The sequence below is a fragment of the Aeromicrobium sp. Leaf245 genome (assembly GCF_942548115.1).
Lineage (GTDB): Bacteria > Actinomycetota > Actinomycetes > Propionibacteriales > Nocardioidaceae > Aeromicrobium.
The window spans coordinates 2,765,883-2,783,760 of record NZ_OW824151.1 but is presented as its reverse complement, the minus strand read 5'-3'; the positions used below and the strand labels follow the sequence as shown (position 1 = coordinate 2,783,760).

19 protein-coding genes are annotated in these 17,878 nt (G+C 71.1%); 9 read left to right on the top strand and 10 right to left on the bottom strand.

The genetic code is table 11. The features are described 5' to 3' along the window. The first annotated feature begins 102 nt into the window (after nucleotides 1–102). Together NBW76_RS13635 and NBW76_RS13630 are read left to right on the top strand one after the other, a co-directional pair. Nucleotides 103–1,224, top strand: a complete 1,122-nt coding sequence (locus NBW76_RS13635) for an LLM class flavin-dependent oxidoreductase (protein ID WP_082481861.1) — start codon at nucleotides 103–105, stop codon at nucleotides 1,222–1,224. Next, entirely contained in the window at nucleotides 1,221–1,892 is a 672-nt protein-coding gene (locus NBW76_RS13630; protein WP_056553797.1) for an NADPH-dependent F420 reductase, read from the top strand. The genes NBW76_RS13635 and NBW76_RS13630 overlap by 4 nt, the downstream gene beginning before the upstream one ends. A gap of 13 nt (nucleotides 1,893–1,905) precedes the next feature. Here the strand turns inward: NBW76_RS13630 and NBW76_RS13625 are convergent, their stop codons facing one another. Beyond that, nucleotides 1,906–2,148 carry a hypothetical protein gene (locus tag NBW76_RS13625; protein WP_055966737.1) on the bottom strand — a complete coding sequence of 81 codons (243 nt, stop codon included), beginning with the start codon at nucleotides 2,146–2,148 and terminating at the stop codon, nucleotides 1,906–1,908. A gap of 110 nt (nucleotides 2,149–2,258) precedes the next feature. Here NBW76_RS13625 and NBW76_RS13620 point away from each other — a divergent pair, with 110 nt between their 5' ends. Continuing rightward, nucleotides 2,259–3,104, top strand: a complete 846-nt coding sequence (locus NBW76_RS13620; protein WP_235492928.1) for a sigma factor — start codon at nucleotides 2,259–2,261, stop codon at nucleotides 3,102–3,104. Nucleotides 3,105–3,191: 87 nt separating this feature from the next. Beyond that, the gene (locus NBW76_RS13615) at nucleotides 3,192–4,931 is read left to right on the top strand and encodes a CocE/NonD family hydrolase (RefSeq protein WP_056553800.1); all 1,740 of its coding nucleotides are present in this window, start codon (nucleotides 3,192–3,194) and stop codon (nucleotides 4,929–4,931) included. 170 nt (nucleotides 4,932–5,101) lie between these two features. Here the strand turns inward: NBW76_RS13615 and NBW76_RS13610 are convergent, their stop codons facing one another. From NBW76_RS13610 to NBW76_RS13600, 3 genes are all read right to left on the bottom strand, one after another. Next, on the bottom strand, nucleotides 5,102–5,449 hold the full coding sequence (locus tag NBW76_RS13610; protein WP_056553804.1) for a DUF2200 domain-containing protein: 348 nt from the start codon (nucleotides 5,447–5,449) through the stop codon (nucleotides 5,102–5,104). 89 nt (nucleotides 5,450–5,538) lie between these two features. After that, nucleotides 5,539–6,690 (bottom strand): acyl-CoA desaturase, encoded by a 1,152-nt coding sequence (locus NBW76_RS13605; protein WP_082481862.1) that lies wholly within the window; start codon nucleotides 6,688–6,690, stop codon nucleotides 5,539–5,541. Between the two features lie 41 nt (nucleotides 6,691–6,731). Next, complete coding sequence (locus NBW76_RS13600) at nucleotides 6,732–7,844, bottom strand: ferredoxin reductase (RefSeq protein WP_056553808.1); 1,113 nt, start codon at nucleotides 7,842–7,844, stop codon at nucleotides 6,732–6,734. A 157-nt stretch (nucleotides 7,845–8,001) separates the two neighbouring features. On the opposite strand from NBW76_RS13600, the gene NBW76_RS13595 reads away from it, so the two are divergent. Next, nucleotides 8,002–8,730 (top strand): TetR family transcriptional regulator, encoded by a 729-nt coding sequence (locus NBW76_RS13595; protein WP_250246800.1) that lies wholly within the window; start codon nucleotides 8,002–8,004, stop codon nucleotides 8,728–8,730. Here the strand turns inward: NBW76_RS13595 and NBW76_RS13590 are convergent. Continuing rightward, nucleotides 8,688–10,655, bottom strand: a complete 1,968-nt coding sequence (locus NBW76_RS13590) for a hypothetical protein (protein ID WP_056553810.1) — start codon at nucleotides 10,653–10,655, stop codon at nucleotides 8,688–8,690. The genes NBW76_RS13595 and NBW76_RS13590 overlap by 43 nt on opposite strands. A gap of 213 nt (nucleotides 10,656–10,868) precedes the next feature. Here NBW76_RS13590 and NBW76_RS13585 point away from each other — a divergent pair, with 213 nt between their 5' ends. Beyond that, nucleotides 10,869–12,806 carry a primary-amine oxidase gene (locus NBW76_RS13585; RefSeq protein ID WP_056553813.1) on the top strand — a complete coding sequence of 646 codons (1,938 nt, stop codon included), beginning with the start codon at nucleotides 10,869–10,871 and terminating at the stop codon, nucleotides 12,804–12,806. Nucleotides 12,807–12,828: 22 nt separating this feature from the next. Here NBW76_RS13585 and NBW76_RS13580 read toward each other — a convergent pair whose 3' ends face one another. Continuing rightward, complete coding sequence (locus NBW76_RS13580) at nucleotides 12,829–13,515, bottom strand: SDR family oxidoreductase (RefSeq protein ID WP_056553816.1); 687 nt, start codon at nucleotides 13,513–13,515, stop codon at nucleotides 12,829–12,831. 130 nt (nucleotides 13,516–13,645) lie between these two features. Between NBW76_RS13580 and NBW76_RS13575 the strand changes: the two genes are divergently transcribed. Then, a complete protein-coding gene (locus NBW76_RS13575; protein WP_056553820.1) occupies nucleotides 13,646–14,008 on the top strand; it encodes a VOC family protein in 363 nt (120 codons plus the stop codon). Between the two features lie 4 nt (nucleotides 14,009–14,012). Here the strand turns inward: NBW76_RS13575 and NBW76_RS13570 are convergent, their stop codons facing one another. The 4 genes from NBW76_RS13570 to NBW76_RS13555 are packed head-to-tail and all read right to left on the bottom strand — an operon-like array spanning nucleotide 14,013 to nucleotide 17,021. Next, nucleotides 14,013–14,828, bottom strand: a complete 816-nt coding sequence (locus tag NBW76_RS13570) for an SDR family NAD(P)-dependent oxidoreductase (protein ID WP_156366926.1) — start codon at nucleotides 14,826–14,828, stop codon at nucleotides 14,013–14,015. Nucleotides 14,829–14,840: 12 nt separating this feature from the next. After that, a complete protein-coding gene (locus NBW76_RS13565) occupies nucleotides 14,841–15,647 on the bottom strand; it encodes an SCO1664 family protein (RefSeq protein WP_255353962.1) in 807 nt (268 codons plus the stop codon). Next, nucleotides 15,644–16,204, bottom strand: coding sequence for a DUF3090 domain-containing protein (locus tag NBW76_RS13560; RefSeq protein ID WP_055966760.1), 561 nt, complete (start codon nucleotides 16,202–16,204; stop codon nucleotides 15,644–15,646). Before NBW76_RS13560 ends, NBW76_RS13565 begins: the two co-directional genes overlap by 4 nt. Before the next feature lie 49 nt (nucleotides 16,205–16,253). Continuing rightward, a complete protein-coding gene (locus NBW76_RS13555; RefSeq protein WP_055966762.1) occupies nucleotides 16,254–17,021 on the bottom strand; it encodes a histidine phosphatase family protein in 768 nt (255 codons plus the stop codon). Between the two features lie 166 nt (nucleotides 17,022–17,187). On the opposite strand from NBW76_RS13555, the gene NBW76_RS13550 reads away from it, so the two are divergent. Then, nucleotides 17,188–17,328, top strand: a complete 141-nt coding sequence (locus NBW76_RS13550) for a hypothetical protein (RefSeq protein WP_156364742.1) — start codon at nucleotides 17,188–17,190, stop codon at nucleotides 17,326–17,328. A gap of 161 nt (nucleotides 17,329–17,489) precedes the next feature. After that, nucleotides 17,490–17,849 (top strand): WhiB family transcriptional regulator, encoded by a 360-nt coding sequence (locus tag NBW76_RS13545; protein WP_056553823.1) that lies wholly within the window; start codon nucleotides 17,490–17,492, stop codon nucleotides 17,847–17,849. Nucleotides 17,850–17,878 lie beyond the last annotated feature (29 nt).

Sequence of the window (17,878 nt, the reverse complement as noted above, 5' to 3'; positions counted from 1 at the left end):
CGCAGGCGTTCGCACGATGCGACCGGGAATAGTGGGGGAGGGTCGAACCTTGAAGTAGATGAACGTTGAACTACATTGGCCTCGAACCGGAAGGCGGCCGCCATGACGACCCACTCCCACGACGCGAGCACGGCGTCGAGCACCTCCTCGAGCACCGGGGCGACGAATGACGTCGTCTTCGGGCTCGACACCTTCGGCGACATCCCCCAGGGGGCGGACGGCGAGCTGCTCTCGCACGCCGACGCGATCCGTCAGGTGGTCGACGAGGCGGTGCTGGCCGACCAGGTGGGCGTCGACGTGATCGCGCTCGGTGAGCACCATCGGTCCGACTTCGCGATCTCCAGCCCGGAGACCGTGCTGGCCGGCATCGCCACGCGAACGGAGCGCATCAAGCTCGCCTCGGGCGTCACCGTGCTGTCGTCGGACGACCCGGTTCGGGTGTTCCAGCGCTTCGCCACCCTCGACGCACTGTCGAACGGTCGGGCACAGGTCATCCTCGGTCGAGGCTCGTTCACCGAGTCGTTCCCGCTGTTCGGCTACGACCTGGCCGACTACGACACGCTCTTCGAGGAGAAGATCGAGCTCTTCGCCGAGCTGCTGAAGGAAGAGCCCGTCACCTGGAGCGGCAGCACGCGCGCCGCCCTCGCGGACGCCGACGTCTACCCCAAGACCGACTCCGGACGTCTCGACACCTGGGTCGGGGTCGGTGGGTCGCCGCAGTCCGTGGTCCGCACCGCGAAGTACGGCCTACCGCTCATGATCGCGATCATCGGCGGACCGGCCGACCGCTTCGCCCCCTACCTGGACCTGTACCGCCGGGCTGCCGAGAAGTTCGGAACCACGGCGCACCCGGTCGGGATGCACTCGCCGGGCTTCGTGGCCGACACGGACGCGGCCGCCGCGAAGATCGCCTGGCCGCACTTCAAGGCGTCGCGCGACCGCATCGGCCGCGACCGCGGCTGGCCGCCGGTCACACCGCGCGACTACGAGCGCGAGATCGAGCACGGCTCCCTCTACCTGGGCTCCCCGGAGACGGTCGCGACCAAGATGGCGGCCGCGATCAGGACGCTGGGGGTCGGTCGCTTCGACATGATCTACACGACCGGCTCCACGCCGGCGGCCGACCGGCTGCGCTCGGTCGAGCTCTACGGCACCGAGGTCATCCCGCGTGTCCGCGAGCTGCTCGCCGCCGACGCCGTGGTTCCGGCGGGGGTGCAGGCGTGACCACCGTCGGCATCCTGGGCGCCGGCAAGGTCGGCACGGTGCTGGCAAGGCTCGCCGTCGCGGCCGGTCACGACGTCCTCGTCGCGGGGTCGGGTCCTGCCGAGGACATCGAGCTGACGGTCGACGTGCTCGCGCCCGGCGCCGTGGCCACGACCGCCGCCGACGCCGCGGCCAGGGCCGACCTCGTGGTCCTCGCCCTGCCGCTCGGCAAGTACCGGTCCATCCCGGTGGCCGCGCTCGTCGGCAAGGTCGTGGTCGACGCCATGAACTACTGGTGGGAGGTCGACGGCGTGCGCGACGACCTGACCGACCCCCGCACGTCCACGAGCGAGATCGTGCAGGCGTTCCTCGCCGGTGCCGACGTCGTCAAGGCGTTCAACCACATGGGCTACCACGACCTCGAGGACGGCGCCCTGCCCGCAGGTGCGCCCGGACGTCGAGCCATCGCGGTCGCCGGCGACTCCGCCGACGCCGTCTCCCGTGTGGCCGCACTGGTCGACGACCTGGGCTTCGAACCTGTCGTCATCGGCGGACTGGCCGACGGAGTCCGGCTGGAGCCGGGCACCGAGCCGTTCGGCGCGAACGTCGGGGCCGACGAGCTGCGGACGATGGTGGCGCGCTTCGCGGAGTCCACCCGCGGCCGCGAGGTCGTGGCCGCCCGCACCTGACGTTCGGGTCGGTTCAGGCGGGGTCGTCGGGCAGCTCGGCGTACCGCTTCTTCACGTCGTTGTACCAGCCGAGCGACTTGCGGGGCCGGCGCCAGCGACCCTTCATGTCGTCACGGGCGGGCTGGTGGGCGGCGTCCCCCGCCTTCTCGCGCTCCTTCAGGTGCGCGTCCTGGGCGACGATCACCTCGTCGGCGGTCTCCCCTGAGTGCACGAGGTCGCACGGTCCGCCGAGGTCCTGGCACGTCATGCTCTTCATGGGTCCATCCTTTCGCAGCACCTCCCGCCGGGGAAGTGGGTCGTCGTGTCACACGCTCGGTCCGGCGTGCGTCATGGTGGTGACGATCCGGACGACGAAAGTGTGACGACGTGCCCTCCGACGACATCCTCACCGCCGCCTTCGAGGCCGAACGCCCGCGGCTGCTGCGGCTGGCTGCGCGCATCCTCTCCGACCACGACGCCGCGCAGGACGTGGTCCAGCACGCGTGGCTGCGTCTGCACGGCACGGAGCAGCCGATCGACAACCTGCCGGGATGGCTGACCACGGTCACGTCGCGGCTCTGCCTCGACCGGCTCCGAGCGCGCACGCCGATCCCCGTGGAGGACATTGATCCGGGCGGCACGGTGGCCGACCCGGTCGACGAGGTGGTGCTCGCCGACACCGTCGGGATCGCGCTGCAGGTGGTGCTCGACCGGCTCACCCCGGCCGAGCGGGTGTCGTTCGTGCTGCACGACAGCTTCGCCTTCGACTTCGCGACGATCGCTGCCATGCTCGACACGACCCCGGCCGCGGCGCGCAAGCTCGCCTCGCGGGCACGGGCGAAGGTGAGCGCGCCCGTGCCCGAGGACCGGCTCGCCGCCTGGGAGGTGGTCGACGCGTTCATGGCGGCGGCGAAGGAGGGAGACCTCGAGCGGCTGCTCGAGCTGCTCGCCCCGGGCGTGGTCGTGGAGGGCGACGCCGCGGCCGTGGCCCTGGGCACGCCGAGCCGGCTCGACGGCGCCGGCGACGTCGCGGGCTTCTTCCGGGGTGGGGCGCACGCCGCCTTCCCGGTCTTCGTCGGAGACCGTCCCGGCGCTGCATGGATCCACCGCGGCGAGGCGAAGGTCGCCTTCGACTTCACGATCGAGGACGGACGAGTGCGCGGCATCGTGTTCCGGGCTGACGCCGGGGTCCTGGCGATGGTGCGACGACGTGCCGCGGGGGACCCGATCTGAACGAAGGTCTTGGCAGGACGGCCGAGAACTGGTACACACGTACTGGTCTGTTACTGGTACGGACGCACCAGTTATCCGGAGGTCCCCATGGTCACTCGTTCCCGGTCACTGCTCGTCGCCGCCACCACCGCGCTCGTGCTGGGAGCGCTCGGCGCGCCGGCGAACGCCGCGGAGGCAGAGCCCGAGACCACGAAGGTGCGTGTGACCACGAGCACCGGCGCGTCGCTCGCGGCGGCGGTCAGCGGCGCTGCGCCCCTGCAGGCGCGACCGACGGTCGTCGAGTTCACGCCCTACGGCGAGCGCGGGGCCAGCTTCAGCGTGGGGGAGGAGTACAACTTCCTCACCGTCCAGATCCGCGGCACGGGTGACAGCGGTGGTGGGTTCGACGTCCTCGGGCCGAAGACGCAGCGCGACGTGCGCGACACCCTCGCGTGGGCATGCTCCCAGCCCTGGAGCGACGGCCGCCTTGCCGTGGTCGGGTTCTCGGCCAGCGCGATCACCTACTTCAACTCCCAGCACCAGGAGCTGCCGTGCGTGAAGGCCGCCGTCATGCGGTCGGGCACGTTCGAGCTGTACCGCGACCTGCTGGTCCCCGGCGGCGTCCCCAACTCGGTCCCCGGGCTCGCCGTGCTCTCGGCCATCGGCGGCCTCGCGCTCGTGCAGGCCGACCAGCGTCTCTCCCGCGACCCGCTGTCCGGCACCGAGACCGTGCTCGGCCTGCTCGGCTCCGGGCTCAGTGCGGGACTGCTCAACCCCACCCTGAACACCTACTGGAAGGAGCGTGGGTTCCGCGGCGACGCGAACGAGGTGCCCACGCTCCTCATCGACGGCGTCTTCGACGTCGAGCCACGCGGGGACTACCAGGCGTTCCAGCAGCTGCAGGCGCAGGGCACACCGGCGCAGCTGCTCGTGGTCGGTGCCCATGACGGAGCCCCACGCGGGACCGACCACGGTGCCGCGCAGATCGACAAGTGGCTCGACCGATGGGTGCTCGGCGTCCAGAACGGCGTGGAGGACGAGCCGGCGGTGCAGATGCTCGTGGCCGACGGCGGTCGTGAGCAGTTCCTGGACGGACAGTTCCTCCGCTACGACGGGTCGTCGTGGCCGCTGCCAGGAACGTCGTGGACGCCGCTCTCCCTGTCCGCGAAGCGAGCCGGGACGAGCGCCTCGCCCAAGGACGGCAGCCTGACGATCGAGCCCGACGCGACGACGAGTCGGCAGTCGTACGCCGCCTTCACGTCGCTCCCGACGCAGGTCGATCCGCACACCATCTCCACGCTGGGCGCACCGCTCAACCAGCTCACCACGTGGATCCCGTTCCTGACCGACATGAAGCTGACGAACCTGACCGGGCTCACCTTCACGTCGGCCCCGCTGAAGGAGTCGGTGACGGCCATCGGTCCGGGCACGCTCGACGTCCGACTCTCCACCAGCGGCGTCTCCACGCCGATCTGGGCCGTGGTCTCCGACGTCTGGCCCGACGGCACGACCCACCCCATGACCGTCGGACGGCTCAACTCGGCGTTCCCGGGCGTCGTCGAGGAGAAGTCGCTCTACTCCGACGGGAACCTGGTGCAGCCCTACGGCGACTACAGCAACCCGAAGCTCGCGCTCCCCGGCGCCGCCCGCGACTACCACGTGGAGCTGTGGCCGATCGCCAACCGCTTCAAGGCAGGGCACCGCATCCAGGTCTCCCTCGTGGGGCAGTCGGCGCTGTCGCTCCCATCGATCCCCGCCCTCAACACCGTCACGATCGGGAAGGGGTCGGGCTCTCGACTCATGCTGCCGACCGTGCCGGAGTCGGACCTGGCGGCCGCCCTGCGGTAGCGGGTCGCCCGCGCCACGACACAGGATTCTGCGTTCCCGCGCGAAGGCCGGTTCGATGCTGCGTTCGCGACGGGATCCCGTCACGAACGCAGCATCGTTCGGCGTCTCGCGCGCGAAGGCAGAATCGTGCGTCCGGTGGGTGGGACGGGGGCGCCACCCCCCGTGCGGCGTCAGGGGGTGCGCAGCACCTTCTCCATCGGGCGGCCCTTGGCCAGCTCGTCCACGAGCTTGTCGAGGTAGCGCACCCGCAGCATGAGCGGGTCCTCGATCTCGGCGATCTTCACGCCGCAGATCGAGCCCGTGATCAGCGAGGCGTTCGGGTGCAGCGAAGCCTGGTCGAAGAACTCCTTGAACGTCGTCCCCGACGCGAGGTGCTGGGCGATCGCGTCGTCGTCGAAGCCGGTGAGCCACGTGACGACCTCGTGGAGCTCGGCCACGGTGCGGCCCTTCTTCTCCACCTTCGTCACGTAGTGCGGGTACACCGAGCCGAACGGCATCGACGCGATCTTGTGTGCCATGCCCGCAGGGTAGACCGCGGTGGGGACGGGTGAGCCGACACGACGACGCCGCCGCCCACGTGGGGCGACGGCGTCGTGTGGGGGAACGGTCAGGCGGCCGCGGGCACGTCCACGCGCTCGGGCTCGGTCGCCTTCGGCTTGCGGTCCGGCAGGGCGAAGTGGCAGATCTTCTTCGCGACGCTGAACAGCTGCTTGTGCAGCGGCCCGGTGTTGTACTCGATGCCGTAGCGCTCGCAGATCTCCTGGACCTCGACCGAGATGGCGCGGTAGCGGCGCGCCGGGATGTCGGGGAACAGGTGGTGCTCGATCTGGTGCGACAGGTTGCCCGACAGCATGTGGAGCAGGTCGCCGCCGCTGATGTTGGCCGAGCCGAGCAGCTGACGGTAGTACCAGTGCCCGCGCGACTCGTCCTCGCACTCCTCCTCGGTGAAGGTGGCGACGCCGGCCGGGAAGTGACCGCAGAAGATGATGTTGAAGGCCCACACGTTGCGGATGAGGTTGGCGGTGACGTTGCCGGCGAAGGTCAGCGGGAACAGCGGACCGGTGAGCGCGGGGAAGACCAGGTAGTCCTTCAGGGCCTGCTTCTTCACCTTCTTCATGATCGCGGAGTGCATGTGCGCGTTCTCCTCGATCTTGCGCTTGCCCTTGACGATGTTCTCGACCTCGAGGTCGTGCATCGCCACGCCCCACTCGAAGAACAGCATGAGCAGCACGGCGTAGACCGGGTTGCCGAGGTAGTACGGGTGCCACGGCTGGTCCTCGTCCATGCGCAGGATGCCGTAGCCGATGTCACGGTCCTTGCCGAGGATGTTGGTGAACGTGTGGTGGATGTAGTTGTGGCTGTACTTCCACTGCTCGCCGGGGCACACGTTGTCCCAGTCGTAGATGCGCGAGCTGAGGTTCGGGTCGCCCATCCAGTCGTACTGGCCGTGCATGACGTTGTGGCCGATCTCCATGTTCTCGAGGATCTTGGAGAGGCTCAGCGCGGCGACGGCGAGCGGCCAGGCCGGGGGCACGTAGAAGAGGGCGCGACCGGCGACCTCCAGCTGCTGCTGGCGCTTGACGACGTTGCGGATGTAGGTCGCGTCCTCCTCGCCGAGGTCAGCGAGGATGCGCTGGCGCAGGGCGTCCATCTCGTTGCCGAAGTCCTCGAGCTGCTCGGGGGTGAGGTTCGGGACCTTGGGGGCGGAGGCGCGGGTGCTGGACTTCTTCAGACGGGGGACGAACGGGATCGTGGTCATGGCGGTTCCTTTCGACGAGGTCGTGGAGGCGGGTCGTGAGGTCAGAGGTCGACGGCGCAGCTGCCGACGGGCGCGGACACGCAGATGCGGACGTCCTCGTCGGGCAGCGACGACGTCTCGCCGGTGAGGATGTTGCGGACGGTGCCCTCGGTCTTGCGCGAGACGCACGAGAAGCAGATGCCCATGCGGCAGCCGAACTCCGGCGTCAGGCCGGCGGCCTCCGCCTGCTCGAGCAGGCTCGAGCCGTCGTTCGCGGCGGTGGAGCCGGCGACGTTGAACGCCACGGTGCCCTCGGCGTCCTCCTCGCGGGCGAACGCCGGCGGCTTGAAGAACTCCAGTCGCAGGCGCGGCGAGTCGCCGTAGGCCTCCTGGACGAGCTCGACGAGCCCGGCCGGGCCGCAGACCCACGTGTCGAGGTCGGTGAAGTCGCCGACCATGAGCCGCAGCTCCTCGGGGTCGAACAGGTGGGGCCCGTAGCGCAGGTGCACCGTGACGCCGTTGTCGTTGGCGGCGATCTCGGCGAGCTCCTCCGCGAAGATCTGGTCCTCGGGGGAGCGGGCGTAGTGCACGAACGTGACCTTGCGCTGCGCGTGGTGGTCGTACCCGTCGCGCAGGAGCGTCCGCACGTGCGACATGACCGGCGTGATGCCGGAGCCGCCCGAGATCATCACGAGGTGGTTGTTGGTCGGCGTCGCGGCGCTCTCGTGCATCGTGAAGTCGCCCTCGGCCTGGCTGAGGTGGAGGATCAGGCCGGGCTGGGCCTCGCGCACGAGGTGCTTGGAGACGACGCCCTCCTCGTGGGCGCGCACGGTGATCGTGAACTGCTCGCCGGGGAGCGACGCGGCCGAGGAGATGGAGAAGCAGCGGGTGGTGCGGCGGCCGTCGATCTCGAGTCCGACCTGGACGTACTGGCCGGAGCGGTGACCGCGCCACGTGCTCGTCGGCTCGAGCGTGAGCGTGGCGACCGGGTGCTCGCCGTCCGTCTCGCGCTTCACGTCCACGACCTGGGCGCGCACGTCGGTCGCGGCCCACATGGGGTTGACCTGGCGCAGGTAGTGGTCGACGCCGTGCGGAGACGTCAGGGACGCGAGCAGGCGCGAGCCGAGCACGCGCTGGGCGAGCGGAGGGAGGCCGGTCGTGGCGGTCGCCGTCATGGTCGGTCCTTCGCAGTTCGGGGTCGGGTCGAGGTGCGTTAGTGGACACCTGTCCACCAACTGTCGGTATGTGACACTCCGAATGTCAACGTGTTGCCCCTGTGACGGCAGGCACGTCGCGTGTTTGCGCAGGTCAGGCGGGGGCAACGGTGGTCACGTGTCCACCGACACAGGTACGCTCGGCCGCATGGAGGACCAGCCCGACGCCCTGCCCACGCGCACCGAGCGCAAGGAGCGCACCCGTCGCGCCATCCTCGACGCGGCCCTCGTGCTCACCGAGCAGAGCTCTCTCTCGGCCCTGTCGTTGCGGCACGTGGCCCGCGAGGTGGGCATCGCCCCCACGGCGTTCTACCGGCACTTCGTCTCGGCCGAGGACCTCGGCCTGGCCCTCGTCGACGAGTCGTTCTCGTCGTTGCGGCGCATGATCCGCGACGTGCGCAGCGCGGCGCCGTCGGTCGGGGGCGTGATCGGCCAGTCCGTCGACGTCCTCGTCGAGCGTGTCCGGTCCGACCCGGCGCACTTCGGCTTCATCAGCCGTGAACGAGTGGGGGGCGTGCCCGGGGTGCGCGCCGCCATCCGGCACGAGCTCGACCTGTTCGAGGCCGAGATCGCCACCGACTTCGCCAGGTTGCCCGGCGCCGTGCACTGGTCGAACGACGACCTGCGCACCTCGGCGGACCTCATCGTCACGGCGATGGTCGCGGCGGCCGAACGGCTCCTGCAGGGTCCACGGACCGCCGCCTTCGACCGCGAGGTCGCCCGGATGACGACCACGCAGCTGCGGATGCTGTCGATCGGCGCCATCCACTGGCGTTCCCGCCCCGAGGACCGGGGCGGAAGCGCTCAGATCCGGGCGACGGGCGGGTCGGAGAACTCGCCGGTGTAGTAGTCGTCGGGCTGGGTGAACGGCAGCGCCTTGCACTTGGGGGCCGGGCTGACCGTCTGCCGCGTGCCCGTGACGTCGGTGATCTCGAACGACGACCCCGTGAGGTCCTTCTGGGACTCGACGTGGCTCCACGAGGCCTTGAACAGGTCGATGCCCACGAAGTCCACCCCGACGGAGCCGGTCTCCTCGGTCTCGGCCACGTCGTACTCCAGGTCTCGCACGTTCGCCTTCTCGTCGAGCACGTCCTGCACGGGGTCGCCGCCGTCGGTCTGCTCGACCTCGTCGTCGAACTCGACGTCGACGTCGCCCTTCTCGAGGTTCCCGTCCTTGTCGCGGGGGAACATCTCGTCGATCCGGGGGCCCAGCTCGTCACGCAGCTCCGGGTGCTGGTCGAAGTCGAGGATCATCTCGGTGACGGTGGCCTTGCCCTCCTTGCTCTTCGTCTCGTAGGCGCCGCTGAGCCCGAACCCGTAGGGCAGGGCGACGGACAGGTCGATGCCGGCGCGGTTGATGCTGTCGAGGGCCTGGTCGTCGAGGGTGACGATGAGCTTGCCGAGCTTGCCGTCCGGCCCCCAGGTGACCGACGTCGAGGAGCTGCCCGCCCACTCGGCCCCGAGGGCGTCGCCGCCCTTCGCCCCGCCGCGGTCCTCCTGCTCGCCGTCCTTGCCGCCCTTCTTGTCCTTCGTCGCCTTGCCGCCCGCCTTCACGCCGATGAGGAAGCCGCCGAGGTCGGTGGACTTGTACGACGCCGTGAAGCTGCCGTCGGCCCAGTCGCGCTGCTCGACCTGGACCTCGCCGGTGTAGTCACCGGAGATGCCGGGCGTGATGCCTCCCGAGCCCTTGCCCTTGGACGTGGAGATGGGGAAGCTGACGCCGCCGGAGACCTTCACCTTGGATGACCGCACCGACGACGTCGCGAGGTCGTGGTGCTCCGGCTCGGTCTCCTGCAGCTCCTTCTTGCGCTCCATGAGCTTCTGCGCCTGCTGCACGTGGTACGGGTTCGGTGGGCACTGCCCGGGTCGGGGACAGATGGTGCTGGTCTGCATCAGGCCCTGGACGTTCGCGTCGATGGTCCGGTACTGCTGGTACCAGTCGAGCCACTCCTGGGCCTTCTCCATGTCGTGGAACTCGTAGGTCTGTCCCTTCTCGTACCCGGTGACACCGCCGACGCTGAAGTCGATGCCCTTGCCGCTGCCGGAGACCTCGCCGCCGACCTCGGTGCCCTCCAGGAGGTGCACCCGGACCCTTCCGTCGCCGAGGTCCTCGACGAGCATGCCGTCCGAGCTGCCGAACTTCACGAACAGGATGCGGACCTCGGAGCGGTCGACCTCGCTGTTGGAGGACGTCACGCACGGCGGCTCGATCCGGTCGTACGTGTCTCCCACGCAGGTGCCGAGTGCTCCGGCGGTCTTGGCGCGTGCCGCGCCCTCCGTCGCCGTGCGGTAGGCGTCCCACTCGGTCTGGCAGTCCTCGGGCACGTAGAGGTTGCGGCAGCCGACCTGCACGAGTGTGGGGTGCTCGCCGTCGATGGGTCCGCTCGACGGCTGCGCGTCCTTGCAGCGCGGGTCGGAGGGGTCCTCCGGGTTGAGGATCGGGGTGTCGGGATCGACCGGGTCGTCACCACCCGGCTGGTCGCCGCCCTCGCCCGGCTGCTCACCGTCCCCGCCCGGCTGCTCGCCGTCGGCGCAGGCCGCGCCGCCCCCGGCCGCCGCGAGGACCTTCGCGATGGCGCACCGGACCGTGGTGGTCACCTGGGGTGCCTTGGCGTGCACCGCGGTGACGCCCGCACCCACCAGCACCGCGGCGAGCACGACGACGCCGACGACCTCGAGGGTCCCCTGCCCGCGCGGTGCGCGCGGGGGAGGTGCGGTGGCCCGCTGGAGGAAGGCTGGCAGGACATGGCGGCGAGGGCCCGAGATCGACACACCTGGAACCTAGGTCCCGTCCCGGCCCGTCACGGAGGGCCCGCGGTCCCGCATCGGTCCTGGATCCACCCGGGCTCCGCGTCGTGTCGAGGGCCCAGGGGCCCGGCCGTCGGCGTCGCGCAGCCCCCTCGGCGAGCACGGGATCCGTGACGATCCGGTGACATCGCCACGAGATCCTGGTCAGGTGCCCCCCGAGAGGGAGATGATCAGCAGGTGACCCATCCGCTTGATCCCCTCACGTCCGACGAGTTCCGCGCGACCACGGCCCTGCTCTCCGCCGAGCACGGCGTGGGGGAGGGATGGCGCTACTGCTCGATCGAAGGACTCCAGCCGGCCAAGGCCGACCTTGACATCTACGCCGCCGACGGCACCGTCCCCGCCCGGGTCGTGGAGGTGCTCTGCCTCGAGCAGGCCACCAACCGGACCTTCCGCGGCCGGGTCGACCTCTCCGCCGACGCCGTGCTGAGCTTCGAGCACGTGCCGGGTGTGCAGGCCAACTTCACCGTGGACGAGTGGGAGGAGGCCGACGCCGCCCTGCGCGCCCACCCCGACGTGATCGCGGCGCTGGCGAAGCGGGGCATCACCGACCTCTCGCTGGTCTTCATGGACACCTGGACCTACGGCGACGCCGTGATGCCCGAGCAGTGGAAGGACCGGCGCATCGGCTGGTCCGACACCTGGGTGAGGGCCGCCGAGGGCGCCAACCCCTACGCCGGTCCCGTGAACGGCCTGCACTGCGTGATCGACATCAACACGATGGAGCTCCTGGCGATCGAGGACACGCACACCGTGTCGCGGCCCGACGTGATGGGCGAGTACGTGCCTCGCCACGTGCCCGACCGGCTGAAGGGCCGCCGGCCGCCGCGCAAGCCGCTCGAGATCACCCAGCCCGAGGGCATCGGCTTCGAGGTCGACGGGCACGAGCTGCGGTGGCAGAACTGGACCATGCGGGTCGGGTTCAACCACCGCGAGGGCATGACCATCAACGCCGTCACCTACGACGACGCCGGCCGCACGCGCCAGGTGGCCCACCAGCTGAGCTTCGCCGAGATGGTCGTCCCCTACCGCGACCCGAGCGTCGACCACTACCGGCGCACCGCCTTCGACATCGGCGAGTGGGGACTGGGCTTCATGACCCAGTCGCTCGAGCTCGGCTGCGACTGCCTGGGCGAGATCCGCTACCTCGACGCCGTCATGCACGACAGCGCGGGCGAGCCGTACACGATCACGAACGCGATCTGCCTGCACGAGGAGGACAGTGCGATCGGCTGGAAGCACGTCGACCACGACTCCGGCGCCGAGGTCCGCCGCCAGCGCCGGTTCGTGGTCTCGTTCCACGTGACCGTCGCCAACTACGAGTACATCGTCTACTGGCGGTTCTACGAGGACGGCAACATCGAGTGCGAGGTGCGCGCCACCGGCATCATGGTCGTCACGCACGTGGAGGAGGGTCAGGCCCACCCGCACGGCACCCTGGTCGACGAGCGGACGTACGCGCCGTACCACCAGCACTTCCTCGTCGCGCGGCTCGACCTCGAGCCCGACGGCCGCACCAACACGGTGCAGCGCAGCGAGACGGTGATCGACCCCATCGGACCCGAGAACCCGCTGGGTCTCGGCATCCGGCAGGTCAGCACGCCGATCGACGTCGAGGGTCACGACGACTTCAGGTGGGAGAGCCAGCGGGCCTGGAAGGTCGTCAACGAGCGGTCGCTCAACGGCCTGGGCACCCCGGTCGCCTACAAGCTGGTGCCCGGCGGCGCGATCCCGTCGTTCTTCCACCCGGAGTCGCCGGTGTTCCAACGGGCCCAGGTGATCGGCCACACGGTGTGGGTGACCCCGCACGACGCCGACGAGCGCTGGCCCGCGGGCGAGTTCGTCAACCAGAGCAAGGACGACCACGGGCTGCCCGAGTGGGTGCAGCAGGGCCGCTCGACCACCGACACCGACGTGGTGCTCTGGTACGTCTTCGGCATCCACCACATCACGCGCCCCGAGGACTGGCCCGTGATGCCGGCCGACATCGTCTCCTTCTGGCTCAAGCCCGTCGGCTTCTTCGACCGCAACCCCTCGCTCGACGTGGAGCCGGCCTCGTCGAGCTCCTGCCACACCGAGGGCGACGCGTCCTCACAGGGCTCGCACTGCCACTAGTCGGCGGCTCGTCGAGGCGGGATCAGGTGGCGGTCTCCTTGACCTCGTCGTCCATCTCGGTGGCGAAGACGCGGAACTCGTCGCGGCGGGTGTGCATCGACCAGAGGGTCTCGGCGAGGACCTCCGGGTCCTTCTGCGGGTGACCCTCCTCGATCGCTCCGGGGATCACCAGCTGGGCGACGTGGATGTCCTCGGGTGCGAGCGTGTCGTGCAGCATCTGCGCGTACGCCGACTGCGCGGCGAACGAGAGCGAGGTGCCGGCGAACTTCGGCGCGGGACGCACGGCGGTGCCGCCGTTGACGAACAGCACCGTGCCCTTCCCGACGAACCGCATGTTCTGCAGCACCGAGTGCACCGCGGCCAGCGGGCCGTAGACGGAGAACTCGATCGCGCCGCGCGCGTCGTCCACGGTGGTCTCCAGCAGCGGCCGCAGGAACGACTTCTGGGGGAGTGGGCTGTACTGCAGCACCTCGATGGGGCCCTGCGTCTCGTTGGCCTGCTCCAGGGCGCGGGCGAGGGAGTCGGGGTCGCGGACGTCGGTGACCCAGCCGCGGGCGTCGATGCCCTCGGCCCGGAGGTCGGCGGCGAGCGCGTCGACGCGTTCGGCGTTGCGGGCCAGCAGCGCGACGGCGTGGCCCTCCCGGCCGAAGCGACGGGCGACCGCCGCTCCCAGTCCGCGTCCTGCTCCGACGATGGCGATGGTGGTCACGTGAGGCTCCTCGAGCGTGGGGATGGGTACCCCTCCACGCTAGGACGGGTCACGTGGCACGGCAGGTCGAGCGCCGCCGGACCGTCGGGCAGGATGGTGGCGGCGAAGCGGTGGACCATCGGGAGGGCGCATGACGATCATCGGACTCGACCACGTGCAGGTCGCGATCCCCACCGGGGGCGAGGACGCGGCCCGGGGGTTCTACGGCGTGCTCCTCGGCATGACGGAGGAGACGAAGCCGCCCGTGCTCGCCGCCCGGGGCGGGTGCTGGTTCACGTCGGGCTCGGCGGTCCTGCACCTGGGGGTGGAGGAACCGTTCGCGCCGGCCCGCAAGGCGCACCCGGCCTTCCTCGTCGACGACCTCGACGCGGTCGAGGCCGTCCTGGAGGCCGCAGGTCACGCGTGCGTGCGCTCGGACGGCGAGATCCCGGGTGTCGAGCGGTTCCACTCCTTCGACCCGTTCGGCAACCGCGTCGAGCTCCAGCAAGCCTGACGACTCAGGCGGTGTAGCCCTCTCGGAAGGTCGGGTACCGCGGGATCCAGCCCGTGGCACGCAACCGCGCGTTGGAGATGCGCTTGCCGTGACCCCTAGCCGGGTCGACCGCGGCGGGCGGGTCCACGCCGAGCAGACCGGCGAGGTGGGCGGCGACGTCGCCGCGCAGGGCGGGCTCGTCGTCGGTGCCGAGGTACACCGGCGCCGGGTCGTCGACGCGGGTGAGCAGGTGCACCACGGCAGTGGCGGCGTCGTGGCGGTGGATGCGGTTGGTCCACCGGTGGAGGTCGCCGACCTCCCCGGCGAGCACCTGGTCGGCCATGCGGGCGCGCCCGGGCCCGTAGAGCCCGGAGAGACGCAGCACCGTGCCGGTGGGCAGACGCTCGGCGAAGCGCCGCTCGGCCTCGAGGAGCATCCTGCTGGGTCCGTCGCCCGGATCGGGTGGGGTGTCCTCGGTGACGACCTCGTCGGCGTCGGCGTGCACCCCGGTGGAGGACACCAGCACGGCGCGACGCGGCAGCGCCCCCTGGGCCTCCACGGCGTCGAGCGCCCGCAGCATCCCATCGACGTAGGTGGCGCGGTACGCCTCCTCGGTGCGGGGTCGGGCGGTCAGGACGACCACGAGCTGCGCGAGGTCGAGCGGAGGGAGGTCCGGCGTCCCCTGCGCCAGGTCGGCGGCGACGCCGACGATCGGTGCCGGGACCAGGTCGGCGTTGCGACGGATGCCGGCCACCCGGTGGCCGAGGGCGGCGAGCCGCAGGCCGACGTCGGCGCCGAGCCGGCCGCAGCCCACGAGCAGGGTGTCAGGGCGAGGTTCCACGGGAGCCACCTCCTAGAAGGGGGGCCAGGGGACGGCGGGCATGGGACCCGACGGGGCGGGCAGGGTGCCCTCGGACAGCAGGAGGTCGCAGCGTGCGGCGAGCGCCTCGACCTCGGCCACCTTCAGCAGGTCGTACAGGACCGCGCCGAGGCCGTCGGTCTCGTCGTCGAGCGACGCGCGCACGCGCCGGACGCCGTCGAGCTCCTGCTTGCCGAGCGGCTCCCCGAGCCAGCCCCAGAGGACCGTCCGGAGCTTGTGGTCGGCGTGGAGGGTGAGCCCGTGGTCGATCCCGTGCCGGTGTCCGTCGGCCATCTCCAGCACGTGCCCGCCCTTGCGGTCGGCATTGTTGAGCACGACGTCGAGGACGGCCATGCGCCGCAGGGCGGGGGTGTCCTCGTGGACGAGCGAGACACGCCTGTCGCGTCCGTCGTACCCGTCGAACACGTGCAGCATGCCCGGGGGCAGCGTGCCGGCCGGGACGATCGTGACCGCCTCCTGCGCGGGGTCCACGGTCTGCCAGAGCTGCACCATGCCCGGGCCGTGCGGTCCGTCGCGCAGCCAGGTGAGCGGGACGACCTGCCATCCCGTGACCTCCGAGACCAGGTGGGCGGCGACCTCGCGCTCCGCGAGCGTGCCGTCGGGGAAGTCCCACAGCGGCTGCTCGCCGGAGACCGGCTTGTAGACGACGTCGACGTCGCCGATGGTGCCCACGAAGGTGGCGTTGGACGCCGGCATCACGCGGCCGGTGAGCACCAGCTCACCGGTGAGGAGGTCGGACTCCTCGGCCCAGGGCTCGTCCACGGAGGTGGCGTCGCTCACCGGAACTCGTCGGGCAGCTCGCAGACGTGGTCGGCGGACGGGTCCATCGGCGTCTGGCACAAGGGGCACAGCGGCCGCCCGGCCGACACGACCTCGCGGGTGCGCTTGGCGAACGCCCGCGCACTGCCGACGGGGATGCGCACGACGAGGGCCTCGGGCGGATCGATCTCGACCACGCCGTCCTCGTCGGCCTCGGCCTCGACGTCGAGCACCGGGAAGGCCTCGACCACGATCTGGGCCGTGGACGGGTCCCAGCCCAGCCCCATCGCACCGGCACGGAACTGCTCCGCCACCGGCTCGTCGAGCGGCTCGTGGTCGGCCAGCCCGTCGGGCGCCACGGTCGGGACGGAGAACGGGTTGCCGTCCTCGGCCATCAGCTCGTCGAGCACCTCGTCGATGCGGTCGGCGAGGGCAGCGGACTGCTCCTTCTCGACCGCCACGCTGACGAGGTCGGCCCCGGAGCGGGCCTGGAGGAAGAACGTGCGGGAGCCGGGGGTGCCGACGGTCCCGACGACGAAGCGGTCGGGCCAGTCGAATCCGTGGACGATGGTGGCCATGCCACCACTCTAGGGTCCGACCCCAGACGTCGCTGGGTGCGGCACGACGTCAGGACCGGCCGGGCCCGGCCAGCTCGGCGGGACCGTCGTCGAGGTCCTCGGGAGCGGCGGCCGCGCTCTGCCCGCTGCCGGGCCCGGCACCCCCGCCGGGCACCGCGTCGGTCGACGTCTCCTGCTTCTTCGGGACGAGCCATCCCAGGTCACCGGCGTGCGTGTTCTGCGCCAGCACGTAGGGCCGCGACGTGGTGTAGCGCACGATCGAGATCGAGGCGGGGTCCACCTGGATGCGCTGGAACAGGTCCAGGTGCATGCCGAGCGCGTCGGCCAGCAGTGCCTTGATGAGGTCTCCGTGGCTCACGGCGGCCCACACCGCGGACGCGCCGTGCTCGGCCTCCACCTCGGCGTCGATCCGCCGCACGGCTTCGACCGCACGCGCCTGCATGGCCGGGAGGGACTCACCGCCGGGAAAGACGGCGGCGGACGGGTGGGACTGGACCGTGGACCACAACGGCTCCTTGGCCAGCTCCTTCAGCGGTCGCCCCTGCCAGTCGCCGTAGTCGCACTCGCTGATGGCGTCCTCGACGGGCGCGGCGGGGAAGCCGGACTGCCGCTCGAGGATCGCCGCACTCGTCTGACGGCACCGCTCCATGGGGCTGGAGACGACGGACGCGAGCGGGACGACGGCGAGCCTCTCGCCGGTGCGCGCCACCTGCTCGCGGCCCGTGTCGTCGAGGAGCACGCCGGGCGTGCGGCCGGCGAGCACCCCCGAGGCGTTGGCGGTGGTGCGACCGTGCCGGACGAGGACGAGGGTGGCCATGCCTCGAGCCTAGGCGCGGGGGCGCGACCCGGCCCGACGGACCGGTCGTCGGACGGTGTCGTCGGTAGGGGGCGTTAATCGCTTGGCGGCTGTGCACGCCGACCTCTACCGTGGTCCTGCACGCTCACCCGGGCGTCGCACCGACCACCTCGCACCAGGACCCTCCATGACCACGTACCGCAGCAGCCACGGCTCGTTCGGCCCCTCGGCCGTCCGGGTGCTCGGTGCTGCCGTCGTGGTGAAGGGCATGCCGTCCATCCAGCGACCCGAGAACGACGAGCTGCTCCAGGAGCGACCCGTGACCTAGGTGCCACCCGCACCCGGCACAGGGCCGCTCCACGAGTCGCACGGACTCGCCGGGGCGGCCCTTCTGCATGTCCGGACCGCTCCGTCCCCACACCCCATCCCCCTTCCATCCCCATTCCCACAGTTGAACGACACCCGAGACCACCGAGGAGGTGGCAGCACATGGCGACACAGAACCGCAGGACACGGGCCAGGACCGTGTCGCTGCGCACCGAGTCCGCAGCGACGTCGGTCCTGACCACGCACGGCGTGGTCGCGGCCTTCGCGCACCCGACGCCCCGCCACGGGGTCACGGGGTGGGCGTGCGAGGACGAGGACCCCGACCTCTTCTTCCCGACCGACGACGCCCGGCTCGCCGCGGCGCAGGCGGTCTGCGCGCCGTGTGCGCTCAGGGACACCTGCCTGGGCCTCGGGACCGCACGCGCCGAGAGCGGCGTGTGGGGCGGTGTCCTCCTCGCCGAGGGGACCCCCCTGGACGCGGTCCCCACCAGGGGCAGGCCCAGGAAGACGGCCGCGGCCTGACGACGTCTGCACCACGTCGTCGGGTCGCG

Bases quoted from the DNA above. Each gene is read 5' to 3' on its own strand.
- NBW76_RS13625 (WP_055966737.1), bottom strand. From the start codon at position 2,148: ATGAAGAGCATGACGTGCCAGGACCTCGGCGGACCGTGCGACCTCGTG.
- NBW76_RS13615 (WP_056553800.1), top strand. From the start codon at position 3,192: ATGGTCACTCGTTCCCGGTCACTGCTCGTCGCCGCCACCACCGCGCTC.
- NBW76_RS13545 (WP_056553823.1), top strand. From the start codon at position 17,490: ATGGCGACACAGAACCGCAGGACACGGGCCAGGACCGTGTCGCTGCGC.
- NBW76_RS13550 (WP_156364742.1), top strand. From the start codon at position 17,188: ATGACCACGTACCGCAGCAGCCACGGCTCGTTCGGCCCCTCGGCCGTC.
- NBW76_RS13600 (WP_056553808.1), bottom strand. From the start codon at position 7,844: ATGACGGCGACCGCCACGACCGGCCTCCCTCCGCTCGCCCAGCGCGTG.
- NBW76_RS13560 (WP_055966760.1), bottom strand. From the start codon at position 16,204: ATGGCCACCATCGTCCACGGATTCGACTGGCCCGACCGCTTCGTCGTC.
- NBW76_RS13555 (WP_055966762.1), bottom strand. From the start codon at position 17,021: ATGGCCACCCTCGTCCTCGTCCGGCACGGTCGCACCACCGCCAACGCC.
- NBW76_RS13575 (WP_056553820.1), top strand. From the start codon at position 13,646: ATGACGATCATCGGACTCGACCACGTGCAGGTCGCGATCCCCACCGGG.
- NBW76_RS13635 (WP_082481861.1), top strand. From the start codon at position 103: ATGACGACCCACTCCCACGACGCGAGCACGGCGTCGAGCACCTCCTCG.
- NBW76_RS13610 (WP_056553804.1), bottom strand. From the start codon at position 5,449: ATGGCACACAAGATCGCGTCGATGCCGTTCGGCTCGGTGTACCCGCAC.
- NBW76_RS13605 (WP_082481862.1), bottom strand. From the start codon at position 6,690: ATGACCACGATCCCGTTCGTCCCCCGTCTGAAGAAGTCCAGCACCCGC.